Origin of the sequence: Sandarakinorhabdus cyanobacteriorum (assembly GCF_002251755.1) — a bacterium.
GTDB classification, from domain to species: Bacteria; Pseudomonadota; Alphaproteobacteria; order Sphingomonadales; family Sphingomonadaceae; genus Sandarakinorhabdus; species Sandarakinorhabdus cyanobacteriorum.
Genome location: NZ_NOXT01000098.1, coordinates 1 through 24,489 on the forward strand (window position 1 = coordinate 1; position 24,489 = coordinate 24,489).

Annotated in this window: 29 protein-coding genes; 11 read left to right on the forward strand and 18 right to left on the reverse strand. The window is 67.6% G+C overall.

The genetic code is table 11. From position 1 onward, the window contains the following. Positions 1 to 172 precede the first annotated feature (172 nt). Positions 173 to 1,564 carry a pyridoxal phosphate-dependent decarboxylase family protein gene (locus CHU93_RS06120; RefSeq protein WP_094473233.1) on the reverse strand — a complete coding sequence of 464 codons (1,392 nt, stop codon included), beginning with the start codon at positions 1,562 to 1,564 and terminating at the stop codon, positions 173 to 175. Between the two features lie 130 nt (positions 1,565 to 1,694). Here CHU93_RS06120 and CHU93_RS06125 point away from each other — a divergent pair, with 130 nt between their 5' ends. The 3 genes from CHU93_RS06125 to CHU93_RS06135 all read left to right on the forward strand — a co-directional run bounded on the left by CHU93_RS06125 (position 1,695) and on the right by CHU93_RS06135 (position 3,572). Next, positions 1,695 to 2,405 (forward strand): CoA transferase subunit A, encoded by a 711-nt coding sequence (locus CHU93_RS06125; protein WP_094473234.1) that lies wholly within the window; start codon positions 1,695 to 1,697, stop codon positions 2,403 to 2,405. Then, on the forward strand, positions 2,405 to 3,037 hold the full coding sequence (locus CHU93_RS06130) for a 3-oxoacid CoA-transferase subunit B (protein WP_207759236.1): 633 nt from the start codon (positions 2,405 to 2,407) through the stop codon (positions 3,035 to 3,037). The genes CHU93_RS06125 and CHU93_RS06130 overlap by 1 nt, the downstream gene beginning before the upstream one ends. A gap of 73 nt (positions 3,038 to 3,110) precedes the next feature. Then, positions 3,111 to 3,572, forward strand: a complete 462-nt coding sequence (locus CHU93_RS06135; protein ID WP_094473236.1) for a DUF1203 domain-containing protein — start codon at positions 3,111 to 3,113, stop codon at positions 3,570 to 3,572. A 53-nt stretch (positions 3,573 to 3,625) separates the two neighbouring features. Here the strand turns inward: CHU93_RS06135 and CHU93_RS06140 are convergent, their stop codons facing one another. After that, the gene (locus tag CHU93_RS06140; protein WP_165768626.1) at positions 3,626 to 4,243 is read right to left on the reverse strand and encodes an outer membrane protein; all 618 of its coding nucleotides are present in this window, start codon (positions 4,241 to 4,243) and stop codon (positions 3,626 to 3,628) included. A gap of 209 nt (positions 4,244 to 4,452) precedes the next feature. Between CHU93_RS06140 and CHU93_RS06145 the strand changes: the two genes are divergently transcribed. Next, positions 4,453 to 4,941 (forward strand): hypothetical protein, encoded by a 489-nt coding sequence (locus tag CHU93_RS06145; RefSeq protein ID WP_094473238.1) that lies wholly within the window; start codon positions 4,453 to 4,455, stop codon positions 4,939 to 4,941. 3 nt (positions 4,942 to 4,944) lie between these two features. Beyond that, entirely contained in the window at positions 4,945 to 5,169 is a 225-nt protein-coding gene (locus tag CHU93_RS06150) for a helix-turn-helix domain-containing protein (RefSeq protein ID WP_094473239.1), read from the forward strand. 63 nt (positions 5,170 to 5,232) lie between these two features. On the opposite strand, the gene CHU93_RS06155 is transcribed toward CHU93_RS06150, so the two are convergent. From CHU93_RS06155 to CHU93_RS06190, 8 genes are all read right to left on the reverse strand, one after another. Continuing rightward, complete coding sequence (locus tag CHU93_RS06155; RefSeq protein WP_094473240.1) at positions 5,233 to 6,273, reverse strand: aspartate-semialdehyde dehydrogenase; 1,041 nt, start codon at positions 6,271 to 6,273, stop codon at positions 5,233 to 5,235. Positions 6,274 to 6,347: 74 nt separating this feature from the next. After that, positions 6,348 to 7,568 (reverse strand): dicarboxylate/amino acid:cation symporter, encoded by a 1,221-nt coding sequence (locus CHU93_RS06160; protein ID WP_094473241.1) that lies wholly within the window; start codon positions 7,566 to 7,568, stop codon positions 6,348 to 6,350. Next, entirely contained in the window at positions 7,565 to 8,194 is a 630-nt protein-coding gene (locus tag CHU93_RS06165) for a DUF502 domain-containing protein (protein ID WP_094473242.1), read from the reverse strand. Before CHU93_RS06165 ends, CHU93_RS06160 begins: the two co-directional genes overlap by 4 nt. Then, positions 8,191 to 9,255, reverse strand: a complete 1,065-nt coding sequence (gene leuB, locus CHU93_RS06170; protein ID WP_094473243.1) for a 3-isopropylmalate dehydrogenase — start codon at positions 9,253 to 9,255, stop codon at positions 8,191 to 8,193. The genes CHU93_RS06165 and leuB overlap by 4 nt, the downstream gene beginning before the upstream one ends. Positions 9,256 to 9,392: 137 nt before the next feature. Next, positions 9,393 to 9,677, reverse strand: coding sequence for a UrcA family protein (locus tag CHU93_RS06175; RefSeq protein ID WP_094473244.1), 285 nt, complete (start codon positions 9,675 to 9,677; stop codon positions 9,393 to 9,395). Positions 9,678 to 9,810: 133 nt separating this feature from the next. Next, the gene (locus CHU93_RS06180; RefSeq protein ID WP_094473245.1) at positions 9,811 to 11,013 is read right to left on the reverse strand and encodes an acyl-CoA dehydrogenase family protein; all 1,203 of its coding nucleotides are present in this window, start codon (positions 11,011 to 11,013) and stop codon (positions 9,811 to 9,813) included. Next, entirely contained in the window at positions 11,010 to 12,023 is a 1,014-nt protein-coding gene (locus CHU93_RS06185; RefSeq protein WP_094473246.1) for a phosphotransferase family protein, read from the reverse strand. The genes CHU93_RS06180 and CHU93_RS06185 overlap by 4 nt, the downstream gene beginning before the upstream one ends. Continuing rightward, positions 12,020 to 12,526, reverse strand: coding sequence for a GNAT family N-acetyltransferase (locus CHU93_RS06190; protein ID WP_207759237.1), 507 nt, complete (start codon positions 12,524 to 12,526; stop codon positions 12,020 to 12,022). Before CHU93_RS06190 ends, CHU93_RS06185 begins: the two co-directional genes overlap by 4 nt. Before the next feature lie 87 nt (positions 12,527 to 12,613). On the opposite strand from CHU93_RS06190, the gene CHU93_RS06195 reads away from it, so the two are divergent. After that, complete coding sequence (locus CHU93_RS06195; protein WP_094473247.1) at positions 12,614 to 13,138, forward strand: GNAT family N-acetyltransferase; 525 nt, start codon at positions 12,614 to 12,616, stop codon at positions 13,136 to 13,138. On the opposite strand, the gene CHU93_RS06200 is transcribed toward CHU93_RS06195, so the two are convergent. Together CHU93_RS06200 and CHU93_RS06205 are read right to left on the reverse strand one after the other, a co-directional pair. Further along, positions 13,122 to 15,209, reverse strand: coding sequence for a TonB-dependent receptor (locus CHU93_RS06200; RefSeq protein WP_094473248.1), 2,088 nt, complete (start codon positions 15,207 to 15,209; stop codon positions 13,122 to 13,124). The genes CHU93_RS06195 and CHU93_RS06200 overlap by 17 nt on opposite strands. Before the next feature lie 89 nt (positions 15,210 to 15,298). Beyond that, complete coding sequence (locus tag CHU93_RS06205; protein ID WP_094473249.1) at positions 15,299 to 16,192, reverse strand: SDR family NAD(P)-dependent oxidoreductase; 894 nt, start codon at positions 16,190 to 16,192, stop codon at positions 15,299 to 15,301. Positions 16,193 to 16,264: 72 nt separating this feature from the next. Between CHU93_RS06205 and CHU93_RS06210 the strand changes: the two genes are divergently transcribed. Then, positions 16,265 to 16,861, forward strand: coding sequence for a TetR/AcrR family transcriptional regulator (locus CHU93_RS06210; protein WP_094473250.1), 597 nt, complete (start codon positions 16,265 to 16,267; stop codon positions 16,859 to 16,861). Between the two features lie 12 nt (positions 16,862 to 16,873). Here the strand turns inward: CHU93_RS06210 and CHU93_RS06215 are convergent, their stop codons facing one another. Together CHU93_RS06215 and CHU93_RS06220 are read right to left on the reverse strand one after the other, a co-directional pair. Then, complete coding sequence (locus CHU93_RS06215; protein ID WP_094473264.1) at positions 16,874 to 17,980, reverse strand: DmpA family aminopeptidase; 1,107 nt, start codon at positions 17,978 to 17,980, stop codon at positions 16,874 to 16,876. A gap of 276 nt (positions 17,981 to 18,256) precedes the next feature. Further along, positions 18,257 to 18,613 carry a UrcA family protein gene (locus CHU93_RS06220; RefSeq protein ID WP_094473251.1) on the reverse strand — a complete coding sequence of 119 codons (357 nt, stop codon included), beginning with the start codon at positions 18,611 to 18,613 and terminating at the stop codon, positions 18,257 to 18,259. A gap of 263 nt (positions 18,614 to 18,876) precedes the next feature. On the opposite strand from CHU93_RS06220, the gene CHU93_RS06225 reads away from it, so the two are divergent. Next, positions 18,877 to 19,302, forward strand: a complete 426-nt coding sequence (locus CHU93_RS06225) for an RrF2 family transcriptional regulator (protein ID WP_086115502.1) — start codon at positions 18,877 to 18,879, stop codon at positions 19,300 to 19,302. An 8-nt stretch (positions 19,303 to 19,310) separates the two neighbouring features. Here the strand turns inward: CHU93_RS06225 and CHU93_RS06230 are convergent, their stop codons facing one another. Genes CHU93_RS06230 through mscL form a run of 3 tightly spaced genes read right to left on the reverse strand, consistent with a single transcriptional unit; the run spans position 19,311 to position 20,988 of the window. Further along, the gene (locus tag CHU93_RS06230) at positions 19,311 to 19,760 is read right to left on the reverse strand and encodes an META domain-containing protein (RefSeq protein WP_094473252.1); all 450 of its coding nucleotides are present in this window, start codon (positions 19,758 to 19,760) and stop codon (positions 19,311 to 19,313) included. Further along, positions 19,757 to 20,545 carry a bestrophin-like domain gene (locus tag CHU93_RS06235; protein WP_094473253.1) on the reverse strand — a complete coding sequence of 263 codons (789 nt, stop codon included), beginning with the start codon at positions 20,543 to 20,545 and terminating at the stop codon, positions 19,757 to 19,759. The genes CHU93_RS06230 and CHU93_RS06235 overlap by 4 nt, the downstream gene beginning before the upstream one ends. Continuing rightward, the gene (gene mscL / locus CHU93_RS06240; protein ID WP_094473254.1) at positions 20,542 to 20,988 is read right to left on the reverse strand and encodes a large conductance mechanosensitive channel protein MscL; all 447 of its coding nucleotides are present in this window, start codon (positions 20,986 to 20,988) and stop codon (positions 20,542 to 20,544) included. The genes CHU93_RS06235 and mscL overlap by 4 nt, the downstream gene beginning before the upstream one ends. 105 nt (positions 20,989 to 21,093) lie before the next feature. Between mscL and CHU93_RS06245 the strand changes: the two genes are divergently transcribed. The 3 genes from CHU93_RS06245 to CHU93_RS06255 are packed head-to-tail and all read left to right on the forward strand — an operon-like array spanning position 21,094 to position 23,225. Then, positions 21,094 to 21,693 carry a LemA family protein gene (locus CHU93_RS06245; protein ID WP_094473265.1) on the forward strand — a complete coding sequence of 200 codons (600 nt, stop codon included), beginning with the start codon at positions 21,094 to 21,096 and terminating at the stop codon, positions 21,691 to 21,693. A gap of 30 nt (positions 21,694 to 21,723) precedes the next feature. After that, positions 21,724 to 22,557 carry a TPM domain-containing protein gene (locus CHU93_RS06250; RefSeq protein WP_243375323.1) on the forward strand — a complete coding sequence of 278 codons (834 nt, stop codon included), beginning with the start codon at positions 21,724 to 21,726 and terminating at the stop codon, positions 22,555 to 22,557. Continuing rightward, on the forward strand, positions 22,557 to 23,225 hold the full coding sequence (locus CHU93_RS06255; protein ID WP_094473255.1) for a TPM domain-containing protein: 669 nt from the start codon (positions 22,557 to 22,559) through the stop codon (positions 23,223 to 23,225). Before CHU93_RS06250 ends, CHU93_RS06255 begins: the two co-directional genes overlap by 1 nt. Here the strand turns inward: CHU93_RS06255 and ccmI are convergent. Next, positions 23,220 to 24,479: a c-type cytochrome biogenesis protein CcmI gene (gene ccmI / locus CHU93_RS06260; protein ID WP_094473256.1), complete on the reverse strand. Its 1,260-nt coding sequence runs from the start codon at positions 24,477 to 24,479 to the stop codon at positions 23,220 to 23,222. The two genes, CHU93_RS06255 and ccmI, sit on opposite strands and share 6 nt — an antisense overlap. Positions 24,480 to 24,489 lie beyond the last annotated feature (10 nt).

Genomic DNA, 24,489 nt, shown 5'->3' on the forward strand with positions numbered 1-24,489 from the left:
CCAACCCGAAATCACCCGGCCGGTGAATAATCCGGGTTAGGGTCGATTGCGCCGGGATTGAATAGCAATCCCGCTCATGCCGAGCTTGTCGAGGCACGCTTCGAGGGCGGTCGGTGCCTCGACAAGCTCGGCATGAGCGGTTCAATCAAATTGCAATCGAGGCGGAAGGGCTTCAGCGCAAGCCCGCCAGCGCCCGTTCCGCCGCCGCCACGGTGCGGCGCACGTCGTCTGCGTTGGTCTGCCAGTTGCACACGCTGATCCGCATGGTGCGTTCGCTGGCCCAGGTCGTGCCGCTGAAGAACGCTTCGCCGCTGGCGTTGATGGCGGCGATCACCGCGTCGCTGATGTTGGCGCCGGCGCGGTCGTGGAAGCGGATCATGCCCTGATTCATGATCGGCCGGGCGATGCTGGTTGCGCCATCGAGCGCAACAATGCCATCATGGATGGCCAACGCATGGGCGCAGCAGCGCGCGATCAGATCGGCCAGGCCATCGCGGCCAAGTTCGAGCAGCGCGGCCAGCGTGGGCAGGGCGCGGGCGCGGCGCGACCATTCAGGCGTGTAATCCATCGGGTCGCGGGTTTCGCCGCCTTCGGTCAGATAACTCGCCGTCATCCGCATCGATGCCTTCAACGCGGCATCATGGCGGGTGATGGCCATACCGGCGTTATAGGGCGTGTTCAGCCATTTGTGGCCATCGGTGGCCCATGAGTCGCACAGTTCGATGCCGGCCACCTGGTGGCGCAGGCTGGGGCAGGCGTTCAGCCACAGACCGAAGGCGCCATCGACATGCACCCAGGCTCCGGCGGCTTGCGCGATCGGCACCAGCCGGGCGAAATCATCGCTGGCGCCCAGGTTGAGATCGCCGGCGTTGAGGATGACGATGGTCGGCGCGCCCTGCGCCGCGGCCAGCGCGGCGACCAGTTCGTCGACGCCGACTTTCCCGGGCCCGCCGCCGCCCAGCGGCACGATGCAGCCAGTGCCGAGGCCGAGCAGGCGCAGGGCGCGGTCAACGCTGGAATGGCGGTGGGCGTTGGCCAGCACCATGAGGGGCGGCGCGCCGATCAGCCCGTCCACCTCCACATCCCAGCCGGCCTTGGCCAGCACATGGTTGCGAGCGGCGGCGAGCGCGGTGGCGTGGCTCATCTGGCAGCCGGTGGTGAAGCTGTAGGCGCAGGTTTCCGGCAGGTGCAGCGCATCGAGCAGCAGGCGGCCCGCCACCTCCTCCAGCACGGCGCTGGCCGGGCTGGTGGCGGCGAGCACGGCATTCTGATCCCACAGGCTGGCCATCACGTCGGTGGCATGGGCCGCCGGCAGCGCGCCGCCCTTCACCCAGGCAAAGAACCGGCCCGAAAGATTGCCCATCAGGCCGGGTTCGGCGGCCCGGGCGATCAGATCAACCACGGCGGCGGGGTCCATGCCGGTGGCAGGCAGGGCGGCGGGCATCGGCGCCAATATGTCCGCCCGGGTGCCGGTGGGGGCGACGCTGCGGGTTGATTGTTCGGCGACAAAGCGGCGACCGTGGGCGATGGCCAAATCCAGTGGGGTGCGATCAAGTGGGCTCATGGCCGGCGCTGTAATCCATCGGGCGGCGGGTGTCTTGCGGAAATGAGACAGCGGATTGCCAGAATCCGGCTGGCGCGGCTGCGACAATCTGGCTATTTCGCATGTGCAACATGGGAACAGGAGGCTCGTCGTGGCCAACAAGCTCTACCCCGATGCCGCTACCGCGCTGGATGGTCTGCTGTTTGATGGCATGACCATCATGTCGGGCGGTTTTGGCCTGTGCGGCATTCCGGAAAATCTGATCGCCGCCCTGCGCGACAGCGGTGTGAAGGGCATCACCGCCATTTCCAACAATGCCGGCGTGGATGGGTTTGGCCTCGGCCTGCTGCTGGAAACAAGGCAGATCGCCAAGATGATTTCCTCCTATGTGGGGGAGAACAAGGAGTTCGAGCGGCAATATCTGGCCGGCGAGCTGCAACTGGAGTTCAACCCGCAAGGCACGCTGGCCGAGCGCATCCGCGCCGGCGGGGCCGGCATTCCGGGCTTTTACACGAAAACCGGTGTGGGCACGCTGGTGGCCGAGGGCAAGGAACACAAGGAGTTCGGCGGCGAAACCTATATCCTGGAAACCGGGCTGGTCGCCGATGTGTCAATCGTGAAGGCGTGGAAGGCGGACCCCCATGGCAACCTGATCTTCCGCAAGACGGCGCGCAACTTCAACCCGATGATGGCCACCGCCGGCAAGGTGACGGTGGCCGAAGTTGAGGAGCTGGTGCCGGCCGGCAGCCTGGACCCGGACCAGATCCACACGCCGGGCATCTTCGTGCAGCGGCTGTTCGTGGGCCGCGATTATGAAAAGCGCATCGAGCAGCGCACGGTGCGCCAGAGGGAGACGGCCTGATGTGGACGCGTGACAGCCAAGCCGCCCGTGCCGCGCGGGAATTGCAGGACGGGTTTTATGTGAATCTCGGCATCGGCATGCCGACGCTGGTGGCCAATTTCATTCCCGAGGGCGTGGATGTCACGCTGCAAAGCGAGAATGGCATGCTGGGCATGGGGCCGTTCCCGTTCGCCGGCGAGGAGGATGCCGATCTGATCAACGCCGGCAAGCAGACCATCACCGAACTGGACCGCACCAGCTATTTCAGCAGTGCCGACAGTTTCGCCATGATCCGCGGCGGCCATGTCGACCTGTCGATCCTGGGCGCGATGGAAGTGGCCGACAATGGCGACATCGCCAACTGGATGATCCCCGGCAAGATGGTCAAGGGCATGGGCGGCGCCATGGATCTGGTGGCCGGCGTCAAGAAGATCATCGTGCTGATGGAGCACAACGCCAAGGATAGCAGCGCCAAGTTCAAGCGCGCCTGCACCCTGCCGCTGACCGGCAAGGGCGTGGTGGACATGGTGATTTCCGATCTTGCCGTGCTGGCGCGGCCGGCCAAGGGCGCGCCGTTCCGGTTGATCGAACTGGCGCCGGGCGTTGATCTCGACACGCTGCGGATGCGCACCGAAGGCCATTTCGAGGCCTGAAATCAGCGTCTGATAGCCGCCAGACCGGGCGGGGTGCGCGGGATTAGGACGGGGTCCTGACCAGGAGCCCGCCATGACCCAGTTTCGCGCCATCGGCATGGATGCCGCCACCGCCGCCCGTCTGCGCGCCGCCGTGCGCGATGATGCCGGCAATGCCATCGCTGTGCGCGACAGCGGCGGGCCGTGCCGGTTCACCCTGACCGATCATCCTGCCGGCAGTGCCATGCGGCTGTTCAGCTGGGCGGTGCCGCAACCGGCCGGCGTTTATGGCCTGTGGTCGCCGATTTTCCTCAGCGCAGACGGCGGCGAGGCCTGGGATGCGCCCGGCGTGGTGCCGCCGGTGGTGGCGGCGCGACCGGTGGCCTTGCGGGCCTATGATGCGGCCGGCCAGATGGTCTATCCGGCCAACCGGCTGGTGCTGGATGGCGGCCACGAAGCGGTGATCCGCGATCTGCTTGCCCGGCCGGAGGTGGCGTTTCTCAACTGCCACACCGCGCTTGCCGGCTGTTATCTCTGCCGGTTCGAACCGGCATGACAAGGGGGCCGGCAGACTGGCTGCCGGCCCCCGCCGTGTCCTGATCGCAAGGATCAGAAGCGGAAGTTGACGCCGGTCATCACCGCGTGGCGGTGATAGTTGAGCGTCGCCGGGCCGCCGACGCCGACCAGCTGGTCGTTGCCATAGTCGGCGTAGTTATACTCGATGCGGGCCGAGACATTGCGGCCGAGCCGATGTTCATAGCCGACGCCGACCAGATAGCCGTCGCGGTTTTCCGACACGTCGGCCACGCGCAGCACATTGTTGGCGATGGTGTAGCGCGCGTTGGAATAACCGCCGCGGGCATAGAGCAGGCCTTCCGGCGTGATCAGCCAGCCGGCGCGGCCGGTGACGTTGATGGTGCGGCCCTGTTCGACATCAAAGCCGGTGAAGCGGGTCTCGCCGGTGCGGCCGGTGATGGCGGTTTCCAGGCCCAGCACGGCCGAACCGATCTGGAAATCATAGCCGATCTGGCCGCCATAGGCGAAGCCATCGCCCTTGGCGCGCGCCGTGGTGGGGGGCACGGTGCTGGTGGTCAGCGACTGGCGATCCTGCTGCCAGCCCAGCTGCACACCGATGAACGGGCCCTGGAACGGCTTGTCACCATCGGCGGCCAAGGCAGGGGCGGCAAGGGTGGCGGCGGCAAGCGCGGCGAAGATGAAACGCGACATGGATTTTGATCCTTTTTGTTGGGCCGGCCATGGGGGCGACCGGCTGCGGCTCTTTTGACGCAGGCACGCTGGCCCCGGCATGAATGGATTTGGGCAAGTGCCTGAATTGTTGCCATTTTCTGTTCAGCGGGGCTTCAGCTTCGTGGGGACTTGACGTGATCCGCATAGAATTTTATATAACACGTAAAGTTCATTACGGGAGAAGTGATGTGAGCCGCCAAGTCCCCAACCTCAACCGCTTGCGGGAAGATTTCGCCAGCCTGTCGCGGTTCCTGAAATTCCTGTTTGGCTTTGCCGCGCTGTCGCTGTTTGCCGAAGCCTATGTGCCGCTCAAGCATCTGGGGGCCGGGCTGGCTGACGGGGCGCAGGGCGACTGGATGGCGATGTCAGAGCGTCTGTTTGCGCTGGTGCCGGCCGCGCTGTTGCTGGGCGCCCTGTGGCAGGGATTGCAGCTGTTCAGTCATCTTGAACGCGGGGCGTTGCTCTCCCCGCCCACCGGCCGCCTGGTCAAACGTGCCGGGGAATGGATGGTGGCGGCGGCCGTCTCGGGGTTGGTGATCGGCGAAATTCAGAATGGCACCGCGCGTGGGCTGGCCCTGCTGGTCGGTCTGGCCGCCGTTGGTCTTGCCCTGCGCAGCCTGGCGGGCGTGCTCGATCACGCAGCGGCCATGCAGGCCGATCTGGATCAGATTGTCTGAGCCATGGCGATCATCGTTACCCTGGATGTGATGCTGGCGCGGCGCAAGCTGAAGGCGCGCGATGTGGCCGCGGCCATCGGCATGGCCGAAACCAACCTGTCGCTGCTGAAATCCGGCAAGGTGAAGGGTGTGCGCTTCGACACGCTGGCCAAATTGTGCCGCGTGCTCGATTGCCAGCCGGGTGATCTGCTGGAATTTGATGCCAGCGGGCCGGACGAGACGGATTGAGCCAAGGCCGCGCGCCCCCTCCGTCGCCTGCGGCGCCACCTCCCCCAGAGGGGGAGGATGGTTTCAGCCTTTCTTGAGGTGGCGGCGGCCGAGGAGTTCGGCGATCTGCACGGCGTTCAACGCGGCGCCCTTGCGCAGATTGTCGGACACGCACCACAGGGCGAGGCCGTTTTCCACCGTCGGGTCCTTGCGGACGCGGGAGACGAAGGTGGCATAATCGCCAACGCATTCGACCGGGGTGACGTAGCCACCGTCCTCACGCTTGTCGATCAGCATGACGCCCGGCGCCTCGCGCAGCAGGCCTTGCGCCTTGGCGACGCTGATTGGCATTTCGAATTCGACGTTGATGGCCTCCGAATGGCCGACAAACACCGGCACGCGCACGCACGTCGCCGTCACCTCGATCTCGGGATCGAGGATCTTGCGGGTCTCCGCCGTCATCTTCCATTCTTCCTTGGTGTAGCCATCCATGCCGCTGTCCGGCCCCAGGAAACTGTCGATGTGCGGGATGACGTTGAAGGCGATGCGCTTGGTGAACTTGGACTGTTCGGGTTCGTCGCCGACGAAGATGGCGCGGGTCTGGTTGAACAGCTCGTCCATCCCGGCCTTGCCGGCGCCGGAGACGGATTGATAGGTGCTCACCACCACGCGCTTGATGATGGCGGCTTCGTGCAGCGGCTTCAGCGCCACCACCATCTGGGCAGTGGAGCAGTTGGGGTTGGCTATGATGTTGCGCTTCTTGTAGCCGTCGATGGCGTCCGGGTTCACCTCCGGCACGATGAGCGGCACATCCGGTTCCATGCGATAGAGCGACGAATTGTCGATCACCACGCAGCCCTGCGCTGCTGCCTTGGGGGCATAGATCTTGGTGGGGCCGGAACCGGCGGCGAACAGGGCGATATCCCAGCCGGTGAAATCGAAATGCTCGATATTGTGGACCTTGAGCGTGCGGCCATCCTCACCGAAATCGATGATGTCGCCGGTGGAGCGCGGGCTGGCCACCGCGGCAATCTCATCCAGCGGGAACTGGCGTTCCGCCAGGATGTTCAGCATTTCGCGCCCGACATTGCCGGTGGCGCCGACGACAACAACCTTGTAGCCCATGATCCACTCCTTGGGCCGAGGCTGTTAGCGCATTGGTGCGCAGAGTCCAGACTGTGAATATTGCATTGCAGCAATCAGCGTGAGCGATCGCGGCTCAGGATGGCGGTGACGGCCAGATCGGCGGTGACATTGCCCAGGGTGCGGAACACGTCGGGCACCAGCTCGACGGCCAGCAGCACCGGCAGCACGGCAATTGGCACGCCCATGGCATTGGCGATCGGCACGCAGGCGGCGAGGAAGGTGATGGACCCCGGCAGCCCGCCGGTGGAGACGGCCGCCACCAGCGCCGCCAGCAGCGCGCCGAGATAGGCCAGCGCCGAATGCTCCATGCCGTAAAGATGCCCGCAATAGAGGACAACGGCCACGTTGGCGCACGGGGAGGTGATGCGGAAGATGCTGACCGCCAGCGGCAGCACCACCTGCGCGGTGGCGCGGGGGAGGCCCAGGCGTTCCGCCCCGTCGAAGATGGCGGGCAGGCTCGCGATGCTGGACTGGGTGGAGACGGCCACCGTCTGCGCCGGCAGCACGGCGCGGGCAAAGGCCAGCGGGCCAACGCGGCCGAGCAGCACGGCGAGCGGATAGACGAGGATGATGAGGCCGACCTGAACCGCGACGAGCACGGCGATATAATGGCCGAGCAGGCCAAAGGCGCCGAGCCCGGCCTTGATGCCGACACTGACGGCCAGCGCGAACACGCCGAGCGGCGCGATCACGAAGATCCAGCCGACCAGCACCAGCATCGCTTCCTTCACGGCATCGAACAGGCTGACCAATTGGCGGCGGCGATCATCATCGAGCCGGCTGGCGGCGAGCGCGAACAGGCTGATGAAGGTGACGACGGGCAGCATGTCGCCCTTGGCGAGCGAATCGAAGATGTTGGCCGGCACCATCGACAGCAGCCATTTGCCGAGATCGACCTTGATCTCGCCCACCGGCTGGGCGCCGGCGCTGGTGGCGACAATGGCGGCGGCCGCCGCCGGCGGCGCCGGCCACCAATCGAGCAGCAGCGGCACGAAGATCATCGACCAGCCGGCCGAAAACACCAGCAGCAGGAAGAAGGCCAGCAGCGCCCGGCCGGCGGTGCGGCCGCCGCCGGCTTGGCCGACCGATTGGGCAATGCCGCTGAACAACAGGCCGGCGATCAGCGGAATGATGGTCATCTGCAGGGCCTGCAGCCAGAGATTGCCGATGGCATCGCTGACCGGCAGCAGCGGTTTGCCGATATCGGCCGGCAGCAGGGCGCCCACCACCAGCCCGGCCAGCAGCGCCAGGAAAATGCGCATCGTCAGATTCACTGGCCTGTCTCCCCGGCCGTCAGCGTGCCCATGGTGACATACAGCTTGGCCAGATCGTCAACCCCCATGCCCGGCACCGGTTTGACCCGGCTGGCTTCCACAAACAACATGCCGCCGCCCACCGGCACCGGCGCGGTGGGGATGAGGATCAGGTAGCGCGGGCCCTGGCCGAAATCATGCAGCTTGGGGCTGGTCAGCAGCGCCAATGCCTCGACATGATCGCCAAGGCTGACCGACACTACCGACATGCCGCTCATTTCCCCGCCGGCGGACGGGCCCATCATCCGCACGAACTGTGCCAGCGGGCGATAGAGCGCGCCCAGCCCCGGAATCCGGCTGATCAGGCCATCGAGCCCGCCTTCAAGCTGCGGGCGAAAGCGCGTCTGCACCGCAAGGCCCACCACCCAGACCAGCACGGCCGCCATGCCAAGGCCGGCCCAGAAGGCGGCCAGCGGCGACGGCGTGAAGAACATGCCGGCCTGGCCCAGCAGCCCGCCCAGCGGCGTGTCGGGCCCCAGCGCGGCGATCAGATAGCCGGACAGCCAGTTGAGGATGATGATGGTGACCAGCACCGGCGCCAGGAACAGCAGGCCGGTGGCAAAGGGGGCGAGGACCCTGCGGATCAAAGGCCCGCCAATATGGCGTCACCCATGGCCGCCGTCGTCATGGTGCCGCCCAGGTCCGGCGTACGGGCGCCCTTGTCGAGCGCGGCTTCGACGGCGGCCTCCACCGTGTCGGCCAGTGCCGGCGCACCCAGGCTGTAGCGCAGCGCCATCGCGAGGCTGATCACCGCGGCGCAGGGATTGGCGACGCCGCGGCCGGCAATGTCAGGGGCAGAGCCGTGGATGGGCTCATACAGGCCGGGCGTGCCGGGATCGCCGATCGCGGCCGAGGGCAGCATGCCGAGCGAGCCGGTGAGCATGCCGGCTTCATCCGACAATATGTCGCCAAACAGATTGTCGGTGAGGATCACATCGAACTGCTTGGGATTCTTCACCAGCTGCATGGCCATGTTGTCGGCCAGCATGTGAGACAGCTTGATGTCGGGATATTCGGCGTCGCGCAACGCCTGCACATCCTCGCGCCACATCAGGCCGGCTTCCATCACATTGCCCTTTTCCGCCGAGCAGACCTCGCCTTTGCGGCCGCGCGCCAGTTCAAAGGCGATGCGGGCGACACGGTGGATCTCGCTGGTGGTATAGACATGGGTGTTGACGCCGCGGCGCTGGCCATCGGCGAGGGTTTCCACACCGCGCGGCTCCCCGAAATAGACACCGCCGGTCAATTCGCGCACGAACAATATGTCGAGCCCGTCGACAAACACCCGCTTCAGACTGGAAGCATCGGCCAACGCCGAGAAGCAGCGCGCCGGGCGCAGATTGGCATAGACATTCATGCCGGCGCGCAGGGCGAGCAGACCGGCCTCGGGCCGCTTGTCATAGGGCTGGCCGGCCCATTTCGGCCCGCCCACCGCGCCCATCAGCACGGCATCGGCCGCCTTGGCCTGGGCCAGCACCTCTGGCGTCAGGGGCAGCTGGCAAGCATCGATGCTGGCGCCGCCGAACAGCGCCTCCTCCACCTGGAGGGCGAGGCCCTGGCTGATCAGCCGGCCGGCGACGCGGCGCGCCACGGCAGACACTTCGGGGCCGATGCCATCACCGGGGAGAAGGAGCAGGGTCTTGGTCATGCCTGCGACTTAGCGGCTGAAACCCCGCCTGCCAACATTGGTAAAAGCGCGCAGCCGTGCCGGCGCCGGGGGAAACCCGGCCCGCGCGGCTCACCATCAGGGGCGCGCGGGCCGGATGCCCTCTCCCCTCGGGCAATTCAATCGGCGATGATGGCCGGGCGCTGTTCGCGGGCGCGGGCCAGCGTCTCGGCGCGGCAGCGATCGGCCAGGCGGGATTCGGCCAGGTCGCGCAAATGGGTGAAGGTGCAGACCTGGGTGGCGGCGCGGCGCAACCGGCCATCGAGCCGCTGCTGGCCGGCCGGGGTGGCCAGATCAAGATCGTGGGTGGCCACCTGCACCGATGGCCCGGCGGCAACGGTGATTGTGGGGGTCGCGGCAGCCGGTGCGGCCAGCACCAGCGCGACAAACAGGAAATGGCGCATGTCTCTCTCCCGGCCGGGGCGGCCTCTCACCGGGCCATTTCCAGCCTGGCTGCCCGCAAAAGTGCGGCAGCCTGTCGCAGCTTAGCGCCAATCAGCGGCCTACGTCAAATGACGTAGGCCGCCGCAATGTGCCTCACCAGCCGACCGGATCGGTGAAGGCGCTGCCCTGCCGCTCCAGCTGGGTGGCGATGGCATATTTGTGCACCTCGGTCGGCCCGTCATAGAGGCGGAAGGGGCGCATATCGCGGAAGATCATCTCCACCACCGTTTCGGAGGTGACGCCGATGCCGCCCAGGATCTGCACGCAGCGGTCCGCCACCTTGAACAGCTCTTCCGAGACGCTGGCCTTGACGATGCTGCTTTCGTGGCGGGCGCGCACCCCATTGTCGAGCAGCCAGGCGACGTGGCGGATGGCGAGGCGCGCCTGATGCAGCGCGATCTCGTTGTCGGCCAGCATGAAGTTGACGCCCTGGTGGTGGAGCAAGGGCTTGCCGAAGGCGGTGCGCACCCGGGCGTGCTCCAGCGCGATATGCTGGCAGCGCGCCGCCGCCCCGAGCCAGCGCATGCAGTGGGTGAGCCGCGCCGGCGCCAGCCGCATCTGGGCATAGCGGAAGGCCGAGCCGATCTCGCCGAGGATATGGCTGGGCCCCAGCCGCAGCCCCTCGAAGCGCACCACGCAATGGCCTTCGACATAGTTGCGGTCCATCGAATCCATCACGCGCTCGATCTGGATGCCCGGCGTGTCGCCCTCGGTCAGGAACAGGGTGGGCCCGTGCGGGCCGTGCGGGTTCGGCTCGACATTGGCCATGATGATCCAGGTCTTGGCGCCATTGGCCCCGGTGATCAGCCATTTCAGGCCGGAAATCTCGTAATCATTGCCGTTGAAGACCGCGCGGGTTTTCAGCTGGCCGGGGTCGCTGCCGGCGCCATCCGGCTCGGTCATGGCAAACACGCTGCGGCGATGCCCGTCGATCATCGGCTGGAGGAACTGCTTCACCTGATCCGGCCGGGCGATGCGGGAAAGGAGATACATGTTGCCCTCATCCGGCGCGGCGCAGTTCATGGCGACGGGGCCGAGCGTGGACCAGCCCGCGGCTTCGAACACCGCGGCCTGGGTGGCGTGATCGAAGCCCATCCCGCCCAGTTCCTTCGGCGCCTGCGGGGTGAGCAGGCCTTCGGCCTTGGCCAGCGCCACCAGTTCGGCGCGCAGATCATCGTTGGGGCCGTGCTGGGTGAGGCGCGGATCGCGCTCATAGGGGATGACACGCTCGATCACGAACTGGCGGACGCGGCGGGCCAGCGCCTTGGTGTCTTCGGGCAGGGTGAAATCGGTCACAGGGCACCTTTCTGATACTGCGCCAGCGCGTGGGCGATGATCGCCTGCGCCAAGGGTTCGAAGCCTTGATAGCGGCTGCCATCCATCTCGCCGCGCTGCCATTTTCGGTAAAGCTGCATCCAGGCCACCGCCAGCCGCAGCCGCGCCAGCGCCACCGGCCAGACGAGATCGCCGGGATCATGCCCGCTGATCGCCTTATAGCGCGCCGCCACCGCCGCCCGGCCGGGCCAGCCGGGGGTGAGCGAGGGCACCGCCTGCAGGGGCTTCACATCGTCCGGATCGCCCGGCTCGATCCAGTAGGAGAGGAGGATGGCCAGATCAAAGCCCCGGGGCCCGCGCGTCGCCATGTCCCAATCGATCATGGCCGTTGGTTGCATCGTCACCGGATCGACGAGCAGATTGTCGGGCTTCAAGTCCATGTGCAGCAGGACCGGTGCGCCGGTTTCGGCCGGCACGGCGAGGCCAAGCGCTGCGATCAGCGCTGCGACGGCAGCGGGCAGGCCATCGGGCCATACCGCCTCGGCCCGCGCCGTCCAGCCCTTCAACTGGCGGGCGTGGAAGCCTTCGGGCTTGCCGAGATCGCCAAGGCCAACCGCCGCTGGGTCAAGCGCGTGCAGCGCTGCCATGGCCTGCAACGTGGTTTCCACCAGCGCCAGGCCATCGCCGGCGGTGGCGGGCAGCGTGCCGGCAATCGCCACGCCAGGGCGCCATTCGATCAGCTGGAATTTGGTGCCCAGCACCGCATCGTCATCGCAAAAGGCGATCAGGCGCGGCGCCAGCGGGAAAACGGTTGCGAGCGCGGCCAGCACCCGGGCTTCGCGCGCCATGTCGCTGGCCCCGGCGGCGAGCTGGCCCGGCGGCGGCCGCCGCAGCACGGCCGGGCCGCTTTCGAGGTGCAGGCGCTCGTTGCGGTTGGCGATGCCGCCGCCCAGCCGCTGCAGCCTGGCGCCGGGGGCCAGCGCCAGTTGCTGGCCGGCCAGCCAGGCGGCAAGGCGATCAATCTCGGTCATGTGCTGCGCACCATGATGCAGCGGCGCGCCGGATCAAGCCCGCTGGCGGCCTCCCGCCCAGGCATGGCGGCCAGCCAATCGGGCAGGGCGGGATCATCGGCAGACCGCTCGACAAAGCCATGCCGGGCATAGAAGGGCGCATTCCAGGCCAGCCAGCGATCCGTGGTGAGCGACAGCTGGGCACGGCCCAGGGCCGGCGCGCCCAGGATGGCGGCGTTCAGCAGCGCCGCGCCCAGGCCGCGCCCCTGGGCCGCCCGCGCCACCGAAAGCTCGAGGATATGCAGCCAGCCCGTTTCGACTGCAGCCAGCAGGAAGCCGCAGGGCCCGGCCGTGTCGGCAACCCAGAGACATTGATCGGCCAGGCCCTGCTCCAGCGCGTCGCGTGGCGTTGTTGGGCCGCCAACCACATGGGCCATGGCGGTGCCGGCAAACAGCGTCGCAGCCGAAGCTTCGATCGCCGGCAGCAACGGCAGGTCCGCAAGGCAGGCAAGCCGGATCATCATGGCATGGCTAGCACGGCGGTGCGGGGCGGCAAGCCTGTCAGAAACCCGTCACTGGAAATTGGCGCGGGGGCTGCCTATGCTTTGCCCATGTCCGCGTTTCCCGTCCTCACCTCCGACCGGCTCGTGCTGCGTCCGCATCGGCTGGATGATTTTGACCGGCTGGCCGCCATGTGGGCGCACCCGGTGGTGGTGACGCATTTCGGCGGCAAGCCGTTCAACCGGGAGGACAGCTGGAACCGCCTGCTGCGCTATGCCGGGCATTGGCCGTTGATGGGCTATGGCATGTGGGCCGTCACCCTGCGGCAAGAGGATGTGCATCTGGGTGATGTCGGCTTCCTGCATGGGGAGCGCACCGGGGTGGACCCGTTTGGCTGCCCGGAAGCGGCCTGGGCCTTTCATCCGGAAGCGCAGGGCCAGGGCTATGCCAGTGAAGCGGTGGCCTGCGCGCTCAATTGGGCCGACACGCGCTTTGACCGCACGGTGGCGATGATCAACCCCGGCAACGCCGCCAGCATCGCGGTGGCCCGCCGCTGCGGCTTTGGCATCTATGCCGAGGCGACCTATCGCGAAGAGCCGGTCGGCCTGTGGGAGCGGCTCAGAACGACGTCCTGATCGTCAGCCGCGCGGTGCGGGGCGTGCCGGTGCTGATGTTGTTGTCGGTGTGGGCGGTCGGGAAATAGGCGGTGTTGAACAGATTTTCGACGTTCAGCTGGCCCGAAATGCCCTTGGCCAGCTTGAAGAAGACCGCGCCATCCACCCGCGTGTAGGCCGGCAGTTCGACCATGTTGCTGATGCCGGTGAAGCTCTTGCCCTGGTGCAGGATGCCAAGGCCGACGCCCACCGGCTCGGCAATCTGGAAGCGCTGCCACAGGCTGGCCTGGAACTCCGGCACCAGCGGCACATGGCGGCCGGCCGGCGCGGCGCTGGTGGTGGACACGGTGCGGGCGCTCTGCACGGCAAGGCCGGCCTGCACCTGCCACCATGGCCGGATCTGGCCATCCAGGCCCAGTTCGATGCCGCGGCTGCGCTGGCGGCCGGTCAATTCCACCGTGCCGGCCACGGCGCCGGGGGCGCGGGTGTTGGTGCGGTCCAGCACATAGGCGGCGATGTTGAGGTTGAGCGTGGGCGTGATGTCCCACTTGGCGCCGATCTCGCGGTTGAGGAAGCCTTCCGGCTCCAGCGCGGCCAGGCTGGCATCCAGGCTGGTGAACTGGTCACCCGATTGCGGCAGGTAGCTGCGGCTGAAGCTGGCATAGAGGGACGCGTTCTTTGCCGGCTTCACCACCAGGCCGGCGCGCGGCGACCAGAGATGATCGGTGCGGGCAAAGCGGGTGCCGGCGAGCAGATTGTCGACGCCAAGGCTGAACCGGTCATAGCGCAGGCCGCCGACCAGTTCGACCATCTCGCCGATCTTCACCTGATCCTGCACGAACAGCGCGGCCACGTCGGCCACGGCGCAGATGGAGCGGTTGCCGGCGCCGGCGCGGACGTTGAAGGTCGGTGGCGTGAACGGATCGGTGAGCGCCACGGTCACCCGGGTCGGCCCGCCGGCAAAGCCGTCGAAAAACCCGTTGATGCGCTGGTTGCGGCTGACCTGGCGGCCCAGTTCGAACCCGGCCAGCAGCGTGTGGTCCATGCCGGCCAGATCGGTTTTCCAGGCAAGGTCGGTCTGGCTGAACAGGTTGCGGCGGCGGGTGGGGTCGCGATAGGCCTCGATGCCCAGGGTGCCGGCGGTGCTCAGCGGCGTTGCGGCATAGAGATTCACATATTCCTTGTCATAATCGGCCCAGCGCGTGGCGTTGTGCAGGGTGAGGCCATCGGCCAGTTCATAATTGGCGGCCAGGGTGAGGGCATCGACATTGACCGTGCTGCGGTTCTGCGCGGCATCGCCCACGAACAGGCTGCGCGCCACCGGTGCCGGCCGGCCGTTCTGCGAGGGGATGCCGCGGTCGGCCACCCGGTCATCGCTGGCATGTTCATAGCCCAGCACCAGCCGGCCGCGCCCGCCAAGATCAAAGCCCAGCGTGGGGTTCACCGCCCAGCGGGTCAGGCCATAAGAATCGCGGTGGTTGCTGGCCTGTTCGACAAAGCCATTCAGCCGCGCCGCGACATGATCGGCCACCGGCAGATTGACATCGCCGCCCAGCCGCCAACTCCCCCACGTGTCGGCCGCGGCATCGGCGCTCAGCAGCCGTTCGCCGATGATCGGGGTCTTGGTCACCCGGTTGATCACGCCGCCGCCGCCGCCACGGCCGAAGATCATGGCGTTGGAACCTTTCAGGATTTCCAGCCGGTCGAGATTGTAGAAATCGCGGAAATATTGAACATCGTCGCGCACGCCATCGACGAAGAAATCCGCCGTGCTGTTGTTGCCGCGGAGCACGATCTGGTCGCGATTGCCTTCGCCCTGCGCGCCCACAGCGCCGGGCACGAAGCGCAGCGCCTCCTGCACCGACAATATGGCCTGATCATCCAGCCGCTGCTTGGTCAGCACCGTGACGGCCTGCGGCACGTCGAGCAGCGGCGTGTCGGTGCGGGTGGCCGAGGTGATGCTGCCGGCGCGATAGGGTTGGTCGCGCTGGCCGGTCACCACGATGGTGCCGGCGTCATCCTCCATCCCATCGGCCGCGACGGCGGGGGCCGACAGCAGCAGGGCGGTGGAGAGGAGCAGCACGCGACGCATCGGAACAACCTGCGAATGATTATCAGACGCAGCCTTATTGCGACCGATTCTCAGATGGGCAAGCTGTAACTGCGAATCTTTCGCAAATTTCAGGTGGCGCCGATCCGGCACAGGGCCAGGCTGTCGTCCCACAGGGCGGTGCAGGCCGCCTCATCCCGCGCCAGTTCCGATGGCGCCGGCCAGGTGAGCCGGCCCTTGCGCAGCGACGCATAGACGCTGCCCGGCGGCGGCCGCACGCTGGTGGCCAGCAGCGCCAGATGGCGGCCGGCATCGGCGAGGCTGTTCATCGTCTTCCCGAACGGCAGCAGCAAGGGCAGCAACGGCCACACCAAGGTACGCACCACCCACATCTGCTGGCGCACCAGCCCGGTGCCCGGGGTGAGGCCGGGATCATAGGCGACGATGCTGATGCCGCGGCTGGCCAGGGCCGCGTCGCGCGCCAGCACCCGCGCCACCATCAGGTTGCACAATTTGGACGCGGAATAGGCCCGCATGCCGGCGGTGATGGGGTTGCGGTCCAGTTCAGGATCCTGCGTGGGATCGGCCAGCCGCCGGGCATCGGCGTGGCGGGGCGGCGGCACGCCGGTGGCTTCAGCGGGATCATGGGTGCCGCTGCTGGTGATCACCACGCGCGCGCCATCGGCCAGATGCGGCAGCAGCCGCAGCACCAGCAGGAAATGGCCAAGATGATTGGCCGCAAAGGTCAATTCATGGCCGTCGGCGGAGCGTTCCGCCACGGTCGGCCGCTGGCCGCCGGCGTTGAGCACGAGCGCATCGATGCGGGCACCGGCAAGCGCCGCAATCACCGCATCGGCAAAGCGGTGGACGCTGGCCAGGCTGGCCAGATCGAGGGGCAATCCCTCCACCCCTGCCGGTGCCGCGTCGCGCACACCCAGCAGGATGCGCGCGCCCGGCTCGCGCAGCAGATGGCGCAGCGCTTCTGCGCCAATCCCCCGGCTGCCCCCGGTCATCACGATCTGCATGGTCAATCCTTACGTTGTAAACTTTACGCTGTATAAATTGCGCCTGACGGCCGGTCAAGTTAGGGATGCGGCGTGAAACCCGAATCGGCCTGGCATTTCGACGGCGATCTGAAAGCCGCGCTCACCGCCGCGGCCCGCACCATCGTGGAGCGCGATGGGGTGGAGGCGCTGACCCTGCGTGCCGTTGCTGCCGCCACCGGCGTTTCGGCCATGGCGCCCTATCATCATTTTCGTGACCGGTCGGCGCTGGTCGCGGCGGTGGCGGCGCAGGGCTTCGACCAGCTTTACGCGGAAAAGATGGCAGCGCTGGCCACGGCGTCCGGCGATCCGGCCCAGCGCATCGTTGCCGGCAGCATCGCCTATGTCCGCTTTGTTGCCGAACATCCGACGCTCTATCGCCTGATGAAAAGCCCGGCACTGGCCAACTGCGCCGCCCACCCCGACCTCGCCGCCGCCGCCGCCCGGCCGGGACAGAGCCTGGCCGCCATGCTGGGCGAGCTCGCCGCTGCCGGCCGTCTGCGCGGCATCGGGCCCGAACAGGCCGGCGCCATCATCTGGGCGCTGGTCCACGGCATCGCCACCCTGGCCAATGATGCCTATCTGGCCGATGCCGAAACCCTCGCCGCCGATGGCGCTGCCGCGCTGCTTGCCGGCTGGGGCGCGCTGTGACCCGCGTTCTGATCAGCGTGCCTGCAACCGTTGCCTGACCAGGTCCGCCGGCAGCGCCGGCACGCGGCGGGTCTGGCCGGTGGCGGGGTCGCGGCTTTCGACAGCCGTGGCCATCAACAGGCTGTTCGCAATCGCTTCCTCCGTGGCATCCGCGACGGCGACGAATAGCGGCGACATCGCCTCGTTGCCCAGTTCCGGATAGGCGGTGATGGCGGCGCGGCGGGCCGGGGTGCGGCGCACATCGGGGTGCACGGACACCGCAATGGCATAATCGCCCGAGCCGTTGGAAAAGGCCGAGCCGGTGCGTGACAGGCCGACCATGGCGCGCGCCGCGAGCCGTTTCAGGTTGCGGTCGCTCAAGGGCGCGTCCGTCGCGACCACGATCATGATCGACCCATCGGCTCCTGCCGGCTTTTCGGCCGGGGGCGGCGGAACGGCCGCGCCGGCCAGGATCAGCCGGCCGCCATAATTGCTCTGCACCAGCACACCCACCGTGAAACCATCGGGCGTGCGCCGCGATGATGTGCCGATCCCGCCCTTCCACCCGAACGCGATCGTGCCGCGCCCGGCGCCCACCGCGCCTTCGGCGACCGGGCCGGTGTTGGCGCTGGTGATTGCACGCAGTGCATCGGCCGGGGTGACGGCGCGGGCGCGAATGTCGTTCAGCCCGCCATCATTGGTCTCGCCAACCACGGCGTTGACCGATCGCACGGCTTCGTTGCCTGGCTGCGCCAACGTGTGGGTGATGATGGCGCTGGCGGCTTCGGCGACGTTCAGCGTGTTGGTGAGCAGGATCGGGGTTTCGATCTCCCCCAGTTCCTGCACCTGCGACAGGCCCATCAGCTTGCCAAAGCCGTTGGCGACGACGATGGCCGCCGGCACCTTGTCGGCAAAAAGATTGCCGCCGTGGGGCAGGATGGCGGTGACGCCGGTGCGGATCGTGTCGCCGCGATCGATCGTCACCTGGCCCACCAGCACGCCGGGCACATCGGTGATGGCGTTCAAGGGCCCGGTGGGCAGCGGGCCGGGCGCGATGCCCAGATCGCGGGCGCGCATCGCGCTGGCGGGGGCGGTGGCGGGGGAGATCATCATCAGCAGGGTGGCCATCAGGATGCGCATGGCGCCATCATGGCGGGCCCGGCCCAAAAGAAAAGTGCCGCCCGGCGTTCGAGGGTGAAAACGCCGGGCGGCACCGGATGGGTGCGATCCCGAGGGGGCGGGAGGGACGCGCACCAAAGCAATTTCGGGGGCCTGTGGCCACAGTCACCACCGGGGGCGGGCGGTGCCGGGCGTGATTGGGGCGGGTGGGGTGCCAGAGGGGGCGTCTGGCATCACCACCGGCCGCTTCGGCAGGCAGGGACGGCCCCTGCCTCTGCCTGCCGGTGCGTCAATCGATCAGCCGCCGACCTTTTCGGCTTCGATCGCGGCCATGGTGACCGTGCGGGTGGCCTTCAGGGTTTCGCTGAAGCACTGATATTCCGCGGCAGCGGCCCAGGGGTTGCCAGACTGGCCCTGGCAGACTTCGCGGGCGGCGGTGCGCAGGCGATATTCCAGGCTGGCCCGGCCGGCCTTGCTGGCCAGATCCAGATCGGCATAGGAGACATGGGCAACGCGGTGGCCATCGGCGTTCACGCTGTAGGCGATCTGGGCATTGGCCGGGGCGGTGGCACCGGCGATGCACAGGCCGGCGAACAACAGGGTGCCGGCAGCGCCGACAACGTTGCGGGAGAAATTCTTGGCAGAAGCAAACATGGGGGACCTCTTCGCTTTGGTTCGGCTGCCGGACCATCCGGCGGCCGATGCCAACAGCTTTGCAACGGCCGTGCCAAGTGCCTGCAAATTTCGACCATTCTGAAATATCAATGACTTGGCTGAACTTGCGTATTACAGACACATGACGAGGCTATTCATAGCTTCCCGAAATATGGGATTTTGCACCAATTAATGGCAGACGTCTGCACTGCCATTACCGCTTGGCACCAATCCCTTGCTGGTGCATAGGATAAGCGCCCATCATGCTCACCCAGCGATCCCGCTATGCGCTGCGCGCGCTCATCTTCATTGCCCGTTCGGGCGGGGTGGAGCCTGTGCCGATTTCCGCCATCGCCGCCGACCAGAAACTGCCGCGCAAATTCCTCGAAGCCATCCTGCTCGACCTGAAGAATGGCGGGCTGGTCAACAGCTTCCGCGGCAAGATGGGCGGTTATCGCCTGGCGCGGCCGGCCAGCCAGATCAGCTTTGGCGAGATCATCCGATTGATCGAAGGGCCGCTGGCGCTGGTGCCCTGCGTGTCGGTCACCGCCTACCAGCGCTGCACCGATTGTTTCGAGGAAACCACCTGCGTCATCCGCAAGGTGATGCTGGTCGTGCGCGAACAGACGGCCAATATCCTCGACACCACCAGCCTCGCTGATCTGTCGCTGGATCGCCTCGCGGCCTGATCCTAGAGCTATCGCACCGGAACGTCGGGCAGCGCCGGGATCAACCGCAGCCGCTGGCCATCATCGCTGATCAGCGTGGCACCGCCGCGCGCATCAAACTCCACCCGTTTGGCGGCGTTGAGCAGCGCGATCACCCGGGCCTCCACCGCCATGACGGCGGGCGGGCAGGCCATTCGGGTGACGGCCACTGGCCCGATGCCGATCGTGGCGCCAGCCTGCTGCCAGCCGCCAGCCAGCCGGTTGCAGCCCGCCGTGCCGGCCACGCTGTCGGCGATGAAGGCCAGTTCGCCGCGCGCCACCGGCCCGCCGCCGTTCAGATCGGCCATGGTCCAGCGGCCAACCAGGCTGCCCGTTGCCACCGGCGGCTTGCCCGACAGCGCCTGGCCCAGCTGCCGCCGCTCCGCTTGGCAGCCCGCCAGGCTGGCCAGCGCCAGCAGCGTGATCAGTGCCCGCCTCATGGCACCACCGCCAGGCTGGCGACCAGCGCCTGCATGGCCGATTGATCCACCAGGATGGCGCCATCGACCGGCCTGTCGAGATCGAGGATCAGCATGATCGTCAGCCCCATCAACAGGAACAATATGCCCGATGCCAGCCGGTGCCGCTGGCCATGTGCATCGAGCACATAGCCGAGCAGGAAGCAGGTGACCGCCGCAAACAGCACCAGGAGCAGCATCACCTCGCCGGGCACGCGGGCCGCCACCGCCTTTTCGCGCTGGGTGCCGGTGTCGAGCACGGCGTTGACGGCGCTGGTCAGGCTGACGGCCCGCGGGCCATCCAGTGTGGCCTGGGCGGCCGTGGTCAGCTGCCACACACGGTTGCGCTGGTCGGCCGCGCGGGCGAGCTTGGCCGTTTCGTGCGGCAGCGGGCTGGATTGGCGCAGCCCGGCATAATCGCGCAGGGCGTTTTGCAACGCCGGCCCGTGCGGGGCCGGCACCAGCCCGGCGCGCAGCCAGGCGGTGCCGATGTCATTGGCTTCCTGCACCACCAGCTGCCGCCGCTCGTCATAGCGGTCGAGCGCCATCGAAAAGGTGAAGCCGAGCAGCAGCGCCAGCACGAGCAGGGCGGTGGAGAGGACCTGGGTTTCATCCTCGCCGCCGCCCCCCAATCCACTTTTGCTGCCGCCATAGCGGCGGTGGCAGGCAAAGCCCAGTTCGGCCGCCAGCAGGAAGATGGCCAGCAGCACCGCCGGAATGGCGGGCAGCGGCACCTGATCGAGCAGGGCAGCCAGCGCGTTGATCAACCGCGACCCTTCCGCAGTTCATCACGAATTTCGGCCAGCAGCGCTTCGCTTGGCGTCGGGCCGGGCGGTTCGGCCGGGGCGGCCGGTGCCGGCGCCATCGCCTTGTTGGCGGCCTTGACCATCAGGAAAATGACAAAGGCAACGATGAGGAAATTGATCAGCGCGGTGATGAACTTGCCATAGCCGAACAGCGCAACGCCGGCCTTTTTCAGCGCCTCGTAATCGCTGGGGCTGCCCTTGTAGTCCGCGGGAATGTCACCCAGCACCACGAACAGGCTGGTGAAATCGATACCGCCAGTGAACAGGCTGACGATCGGCATCACCAGATCCTCGGTAAAGGCCGAGACGATGGTGCCAAAGGCGCCGCCGATGATCACACCCACCGCCAGATCCAGCACATTGCCACGTGCGATGAACGCCTTGAATTCCTGCAGCATCCCCATGCCCCCTCTTGAAATTCCTGCAACCGCATTATCTTAAGTGACGTGTTGCGCGATCAATTTGCCACAATTGCGGCCACGCGCAAGCCGCCCGGACTGGAGACCGCAATGACCATTGCCAACCGTCGTTCTGCCACGCTGGCCGCTGTTGCGGCGGCCGGGCTGTTGCTGTCGGGCTGCGGCGTCAACAGCATTCCCGCCAAGGAAGAGGCGGTGAAGGCCAAATGGGCCGATGTGGAAAACCAGTATCAGCGCCGGGCCGATCTGATCCCCAATCTGGTCGCCACGGTGAAGGGCTATGCCGCCCAGGAAAAGGATGTGCTGGAAGGCGTGACCAAGGCCCGCGCCAGCGCCACCCAGGTGACGGTGGACCCGACCAAGCTGTCGGACCCGGCGCAGCTGGCGCAGTTTGAACAGGCGCAGGGCGCGCTTGGCCAATCGCTCGGCCGGCTGCTGATGACGGTGGAAAAATATCCCGAGCTGAAATCCAACGAGCAGTTCATGGCGCTGCAGAGCCAGCTGGAAGGCACCGAGAACCGCATTGCGGTGGCCCGGCGCGATTACAATCTGGCCGTGCAGGACTATAACACCGAAATCCGCACCTTCCCGACACTGATCACCGCCAAGGTGGTCTATGGCGCCCAGCCGATCGCGCCGTTCAAGGCCACCACGGTGAATGCCGACAAGGCGCCGGAAGTGAAGTTCTAGTCTGTTTCCTCTGGCCGCGAAGGGCGCGCCATGAACATGCCCCCTGATGTCCGCCGGCTGGCCAGTCTGGCCTTCTGGCTGTCGGCGCTGCTGCTGATCCTCCAGCTGGCAGCGCCGGCGTTCGCCGATCCGGTGTTTCCCAAGCTCAGCGGCCGGGTGACCGATGCGGCTGGCGTGCTGCCGGCCGATGTCGTCGCCCGGCTGGATGGCAAGCTGAAGACGCTGGAAGACACCACCGGCACCCAGTTGGTGGTGGCGACCGTGCCCGATCTCGGCGGCTATGAGATCGAGGAATATGGTTATCAGCTCGGCCGCGCCTGGGGCATCGGCCAGAAGGGCCAGAACAACGGCGCCATCCTGATCATCGCCCCGGCGCAGCGCAAGCTGCGCATCGAGGTGGGCTATGGCCTGGAAGGCACGCTGACCGATGCCGTCTCCAGCCGGATCATCCGTGGCAGCATCGTGCCGCGCTTCAAGGCCGGCGATCTCGCTGGCGGGGTGGAGGCTGGCACCGACGAGCTGATCGCCCTGCTCCAATTGCCGCCCGATCAGCAGCAGGCGGCGGTGAAGCAGCTGAGCCAGCGCGCCGACAGCGCCGACGATGGCCCCGGCATTGGCGCGCTGGTGTGGCTGGTAATCATCATCATCTGGATCATCATCGCCACCCGGCGCGGCGAGCGCGGGCGCCGCAGTGGCCCGGTGATCATCTGGGGCCCCGATCTGGGCGGCAGCTGGTCCAACCGCCGCGACAGCGGTTGGGGCGGGGGCTGGGGTGGCGGCAGCGGCGGCGGTGGCGGCGGCTTTGGCGGCTTTTCGGGCGGCGGCGGCAGCTTCGGCGGCGGCGGCGCGTCTGGAGACTGGTGATGCTGTTCAACGACACTGATCGCGCCCGCATCGCTGCGGCCATTGCCACCGCCGAAGCCACCACGGCCGGCGAGATCGTGGTGATCGTCAACACAAGGCCGCACCGCTATGCCGCCACCATGCTGGCCGCGGCCGCGCTGGCGGCCTTCACGCTGCCGTTCGCCGCCGTGCTGCTGGGCTGGACGCCGTCGCTACTGTTTCCGGATTGGGATTCGCTCGATGCCGCCACCCGCGAAGCCCATGGCATCGAAGGCTTTGCCGCCGTGCAGGCGCTGTGCTTCCTCGCCATGCTGGCGCTGGTCGCACTGGCCCGGCTGGACCGTGCCCTCACCCCGCGCGGCCTGCGGCGGGACCGCGTGCACGCCGCCGCGCTGACCCAGTTCCGCGCCCGCGGCCTCACCCGCACCGCCGGCCGCACCGGCGTGCTGCTTTATCTGGACGAGGCAGAGCGGGTGGCCGAGGTGATCGCCGATGATGGCGTGTTCGCCTGTGTCGCGCCCGAAGACTGGGCCGAAACCATCGCGGCCTTGACCGGCGGCATCAAGGCCGGCCGCGCCGCCGATGGCCTGGTCACCGCCATCGCCCGCGCCGGCGCCGTCCTCGCCCGCCACCTGCCGCGCTGCGACGATGACGTGAACGAACTGCCCGACGCGCTGATCGAGTTATAGGCCCATTTCGGCCGCTGCAGCCCTGATCCGGCCCTGGGCGGCGGCGTCACCGGCAAAGGCGGCCAGGGCCTGATCCCGGGCGGTGCGGGCGGCGGCAGCATCGCCCAGCACCTGGCGGGCGCGCATCAGGCGCAGCCAGCCGGCCTCGTCCTTCGGATTGGTCTTCAGCTTTTCAGCCAGGCCATCGACCATGCCCCGGATCATCGCCTGCCGGTCGGCCGGGTTCATCGCCTGGGCGGCTTGCACCTGCTCGCGGCTGGGGCTGGGCATCACGCCGGCGGGCGCACCGGCCGGCGCGGCGGTGGCAGCGGTGGTGGCGGCGGCGGCGGCCGGATCGGGCTGGCCGGGCACGCTGGCGTTGCCCACCGGGCGGGTGGCAGCCAGACGGGCGGCAATGTCGATCTTCGCCTGCTGCGCAGTCTGCTCGATTACGCTGCGCAATTGCGGCAGCCAGGGGGCATCGGCCGGGGAATCGGCCAACAGCTTCAGCCAATCCTCGATGGCGCCCTTGCGGTCCCCGGTTTCGGCCATGCGCACGGCCAGGAAATAGCGGGCGCGGGCATCGGCGCCATCCTGGGCGGCAGCCTTTTCAAAGGCGGCGGCGGCGGCTGGGGTCACCTGCCCGCCGGCTTCCTGCACCAGTGCCTCGCCATAGGCGCTATTGTAGCCAACACCATCGGGTTTCAGCGCGATGGCGCGGGCATAGGCCTTGGCGGCATCGCCATAGCGGCCGGTCTGGAAATAGCTCCAGCCCAGCATGCGCCAGCCTTCCGGATCCTGCGGGTTGGCCTGCATCTTCTGTTCAAGGCCAGTGATCAGCTGCGCCACTTCGCCCTGGGCTTGGGGTGCGGCCGGCGCGGCGGGCGGCGGCGCAGCAGCAGGGGCGGCCGGGCTGCCGGCCAGCTCGGGCTGGCCCATGTTGGTGTAGAGCGCGCCGGCGGCCAGCGCCACCATGGCGGCCATGCCCAGTGCCAGGCCGGACAGCGCCTTCTGACCCATGGTGCGGTCCAGTTCGGCCGGGATATGGCCGGCGGCGAGCAGGCGGCGGCGGATTTCGTTGCGCAGGCCTTCGGCTTCACCGGGCTGGATGCTGCCGGCCGCCAGCTGCACGTCGACATCGGCCAGCTGATCCTTCAACACGGCGATGGTGGCGGCGCGGGCGTCCACCCGGGCTTCGTGCCGGCGCACCAGCGGGATGGTGAGCCAGGCGGCAGCAAGGGCTGCCATCGCGGTGAGGATGATCCAGAGGGTCATGATGGGTCCG

Bases quoted from the DNA above. Each gene is read 5' to 3' on its own strand.
- CHU93_RS06120 (WP_094473233.1), bottom strand. From the start codon at position 1,564: ATGAGCCCACTTGATCGCACCCCACTGGATTTGGCCATCGCCCACGGT.
- CHU93_RS06130 (WP_207759236.1), top strand. From the start codon at position 2,405: ATGTGGACGCGTGACAGCCAAGCCGCCCGTGCCGCGCGGGAATTGCAG.
- CHU93_RS06135 (WP_094473236.1), top strand. From the start codon at position 3,111: ATGACCCAGTTTCGCGCCATCGGCATGGATGCCGCCACCGCCGCCCGT.
- CHU93_RS06140 (WP_165768626.1), bottom strand. From the start codon at position 4,243: ATGTCGCGTTTCATCTTCGCCGCGCTTGCCGCCGCCACCCTTGCCGCC.
- CHU93_RS06150 (WP_094473239.1), top strand. From the start codon at position 4,945: ATGGCGATCATCGTTACCCTGGATGTGATGCTGGCGCGGCGCAAGCTG.
- CHU93_RS06155 (WP_094473240.1), bottom strand. From the start codon at position 6,273: ATGGGCTACAAGGTTGTTGTCGTCGGCGCCACCGGCAATGTCGGGCGC.
- leuB (WP_094473243.1), bottom strand. From the start codon at position 9,255: ATGACCAAGACCCTGCTCCTTCTCCCCGGTGATGGCATCGGCCCCGAA.
- CHU93_RS06175 (WP_094473244.1), bottom strand. From the start codon at position 9,677: ATGCGCCATTTCCTGTTTGTCGCGCTGGTGCTGGCCGCACCGGCTGCC.
- CHU93_RS06185 (WP_094473246.1), bottom strand. From the start codon at position 12,023: ATGACCGAGATTGATCGCCTTGCCGCCTGGCTGGCCGGCCAGCAACTG.
- CHU93_RS06190 (WP_207759237.1), bottom strand. From the start codon at position 12,526: ATGATGATCCGGCTTGCCTGCCTTGCGGACCTGCCGTTGCTGCCGGCG.
- CHU93_RS06195 (WP_094473247.1), top strand. From the start codon at position 12,614: ATGTCCGCGTTTCCCGTCCTCACCTCCGACCGGCTCGTGCTGCGTCCG.
- CHU93_RS06200 (WP_094473248.1), bottom strand. From the start codon at position 15,209: ATGCGTCGCGTGCTGCTCCTCTCCACCGCCCTGCTGCTGTCGGCCCCC.
- CHU93_RS06205 (WP_094473249.1), bottom strand. From the start codon at position 16,192: ATGCAGATCGTGATGACCGGGGGCAGCCGGGGGATTGGCGCAGAAGCG.
- CHU93_RS06215 (WP_094473264.1), bottom strand. From the start codon at position 17,980: ATGCGCATCCTGATGGCCACCCTGCTGATGATGATCTCCCCCGCCACC.
- CHU93_RS06220 (WP_094473251.1), bottom strand. From the start codon at position 18,613: ATGTTTGCTTCTGCCAAGAATTTCTCCCGCAACGTTGTCGGCGCTGCC.
- CHU93_RS06225 (WP_086115502.1), top strand. From the start codon at position 18,877: ATGCTCACCCAGCGATCCCGCTATGCGCTGCGCGCGCTCATCTTCATT.
- CHU93_RS06230 (WP_094473252.1), bottom strand. From the start codon at position 19,760: ATGAGGCGGGCACTGATCACGCTGCTGGCGCTGGCCAGCCTGGCGGGC.
- mscL (WP_094473254.1), bottom strand. From the start codon at position 20,988: ATGGGGATGCTGCAGGAATTCAAGGCGTTCATCGCACGTGGCAATGTG.
- CHU93_RS06245 (WP_094473265.1), top strand. From the start codon at position 21,094: ATGACCATTGCCAACCGTCGTTCTGCCACGCTGGCCGCTGTTGCGGCG.
- CHU93_RS06250 (WP_243375323.1), top strand. From the start codon at position 21,724: ATGAACATGCCCCCTGATGTCCGCCGGCTGGCCAGTCTGGCCTTCTGG.
- CHU93_RS06255 (WP_094473255.1), top strand. From the start codon at position 22,557: ATGCTGTTCAACGACACTGATCGCGCCCGCATCGCTGCGGCCATTGCC.
- ccmI (WP_094473256.1), bottom strand. From the start codon at position 24,479: ATGACCCTCTGGATCATCCTCACCGCGATGGCAGCCCTTGCTGCCGCC.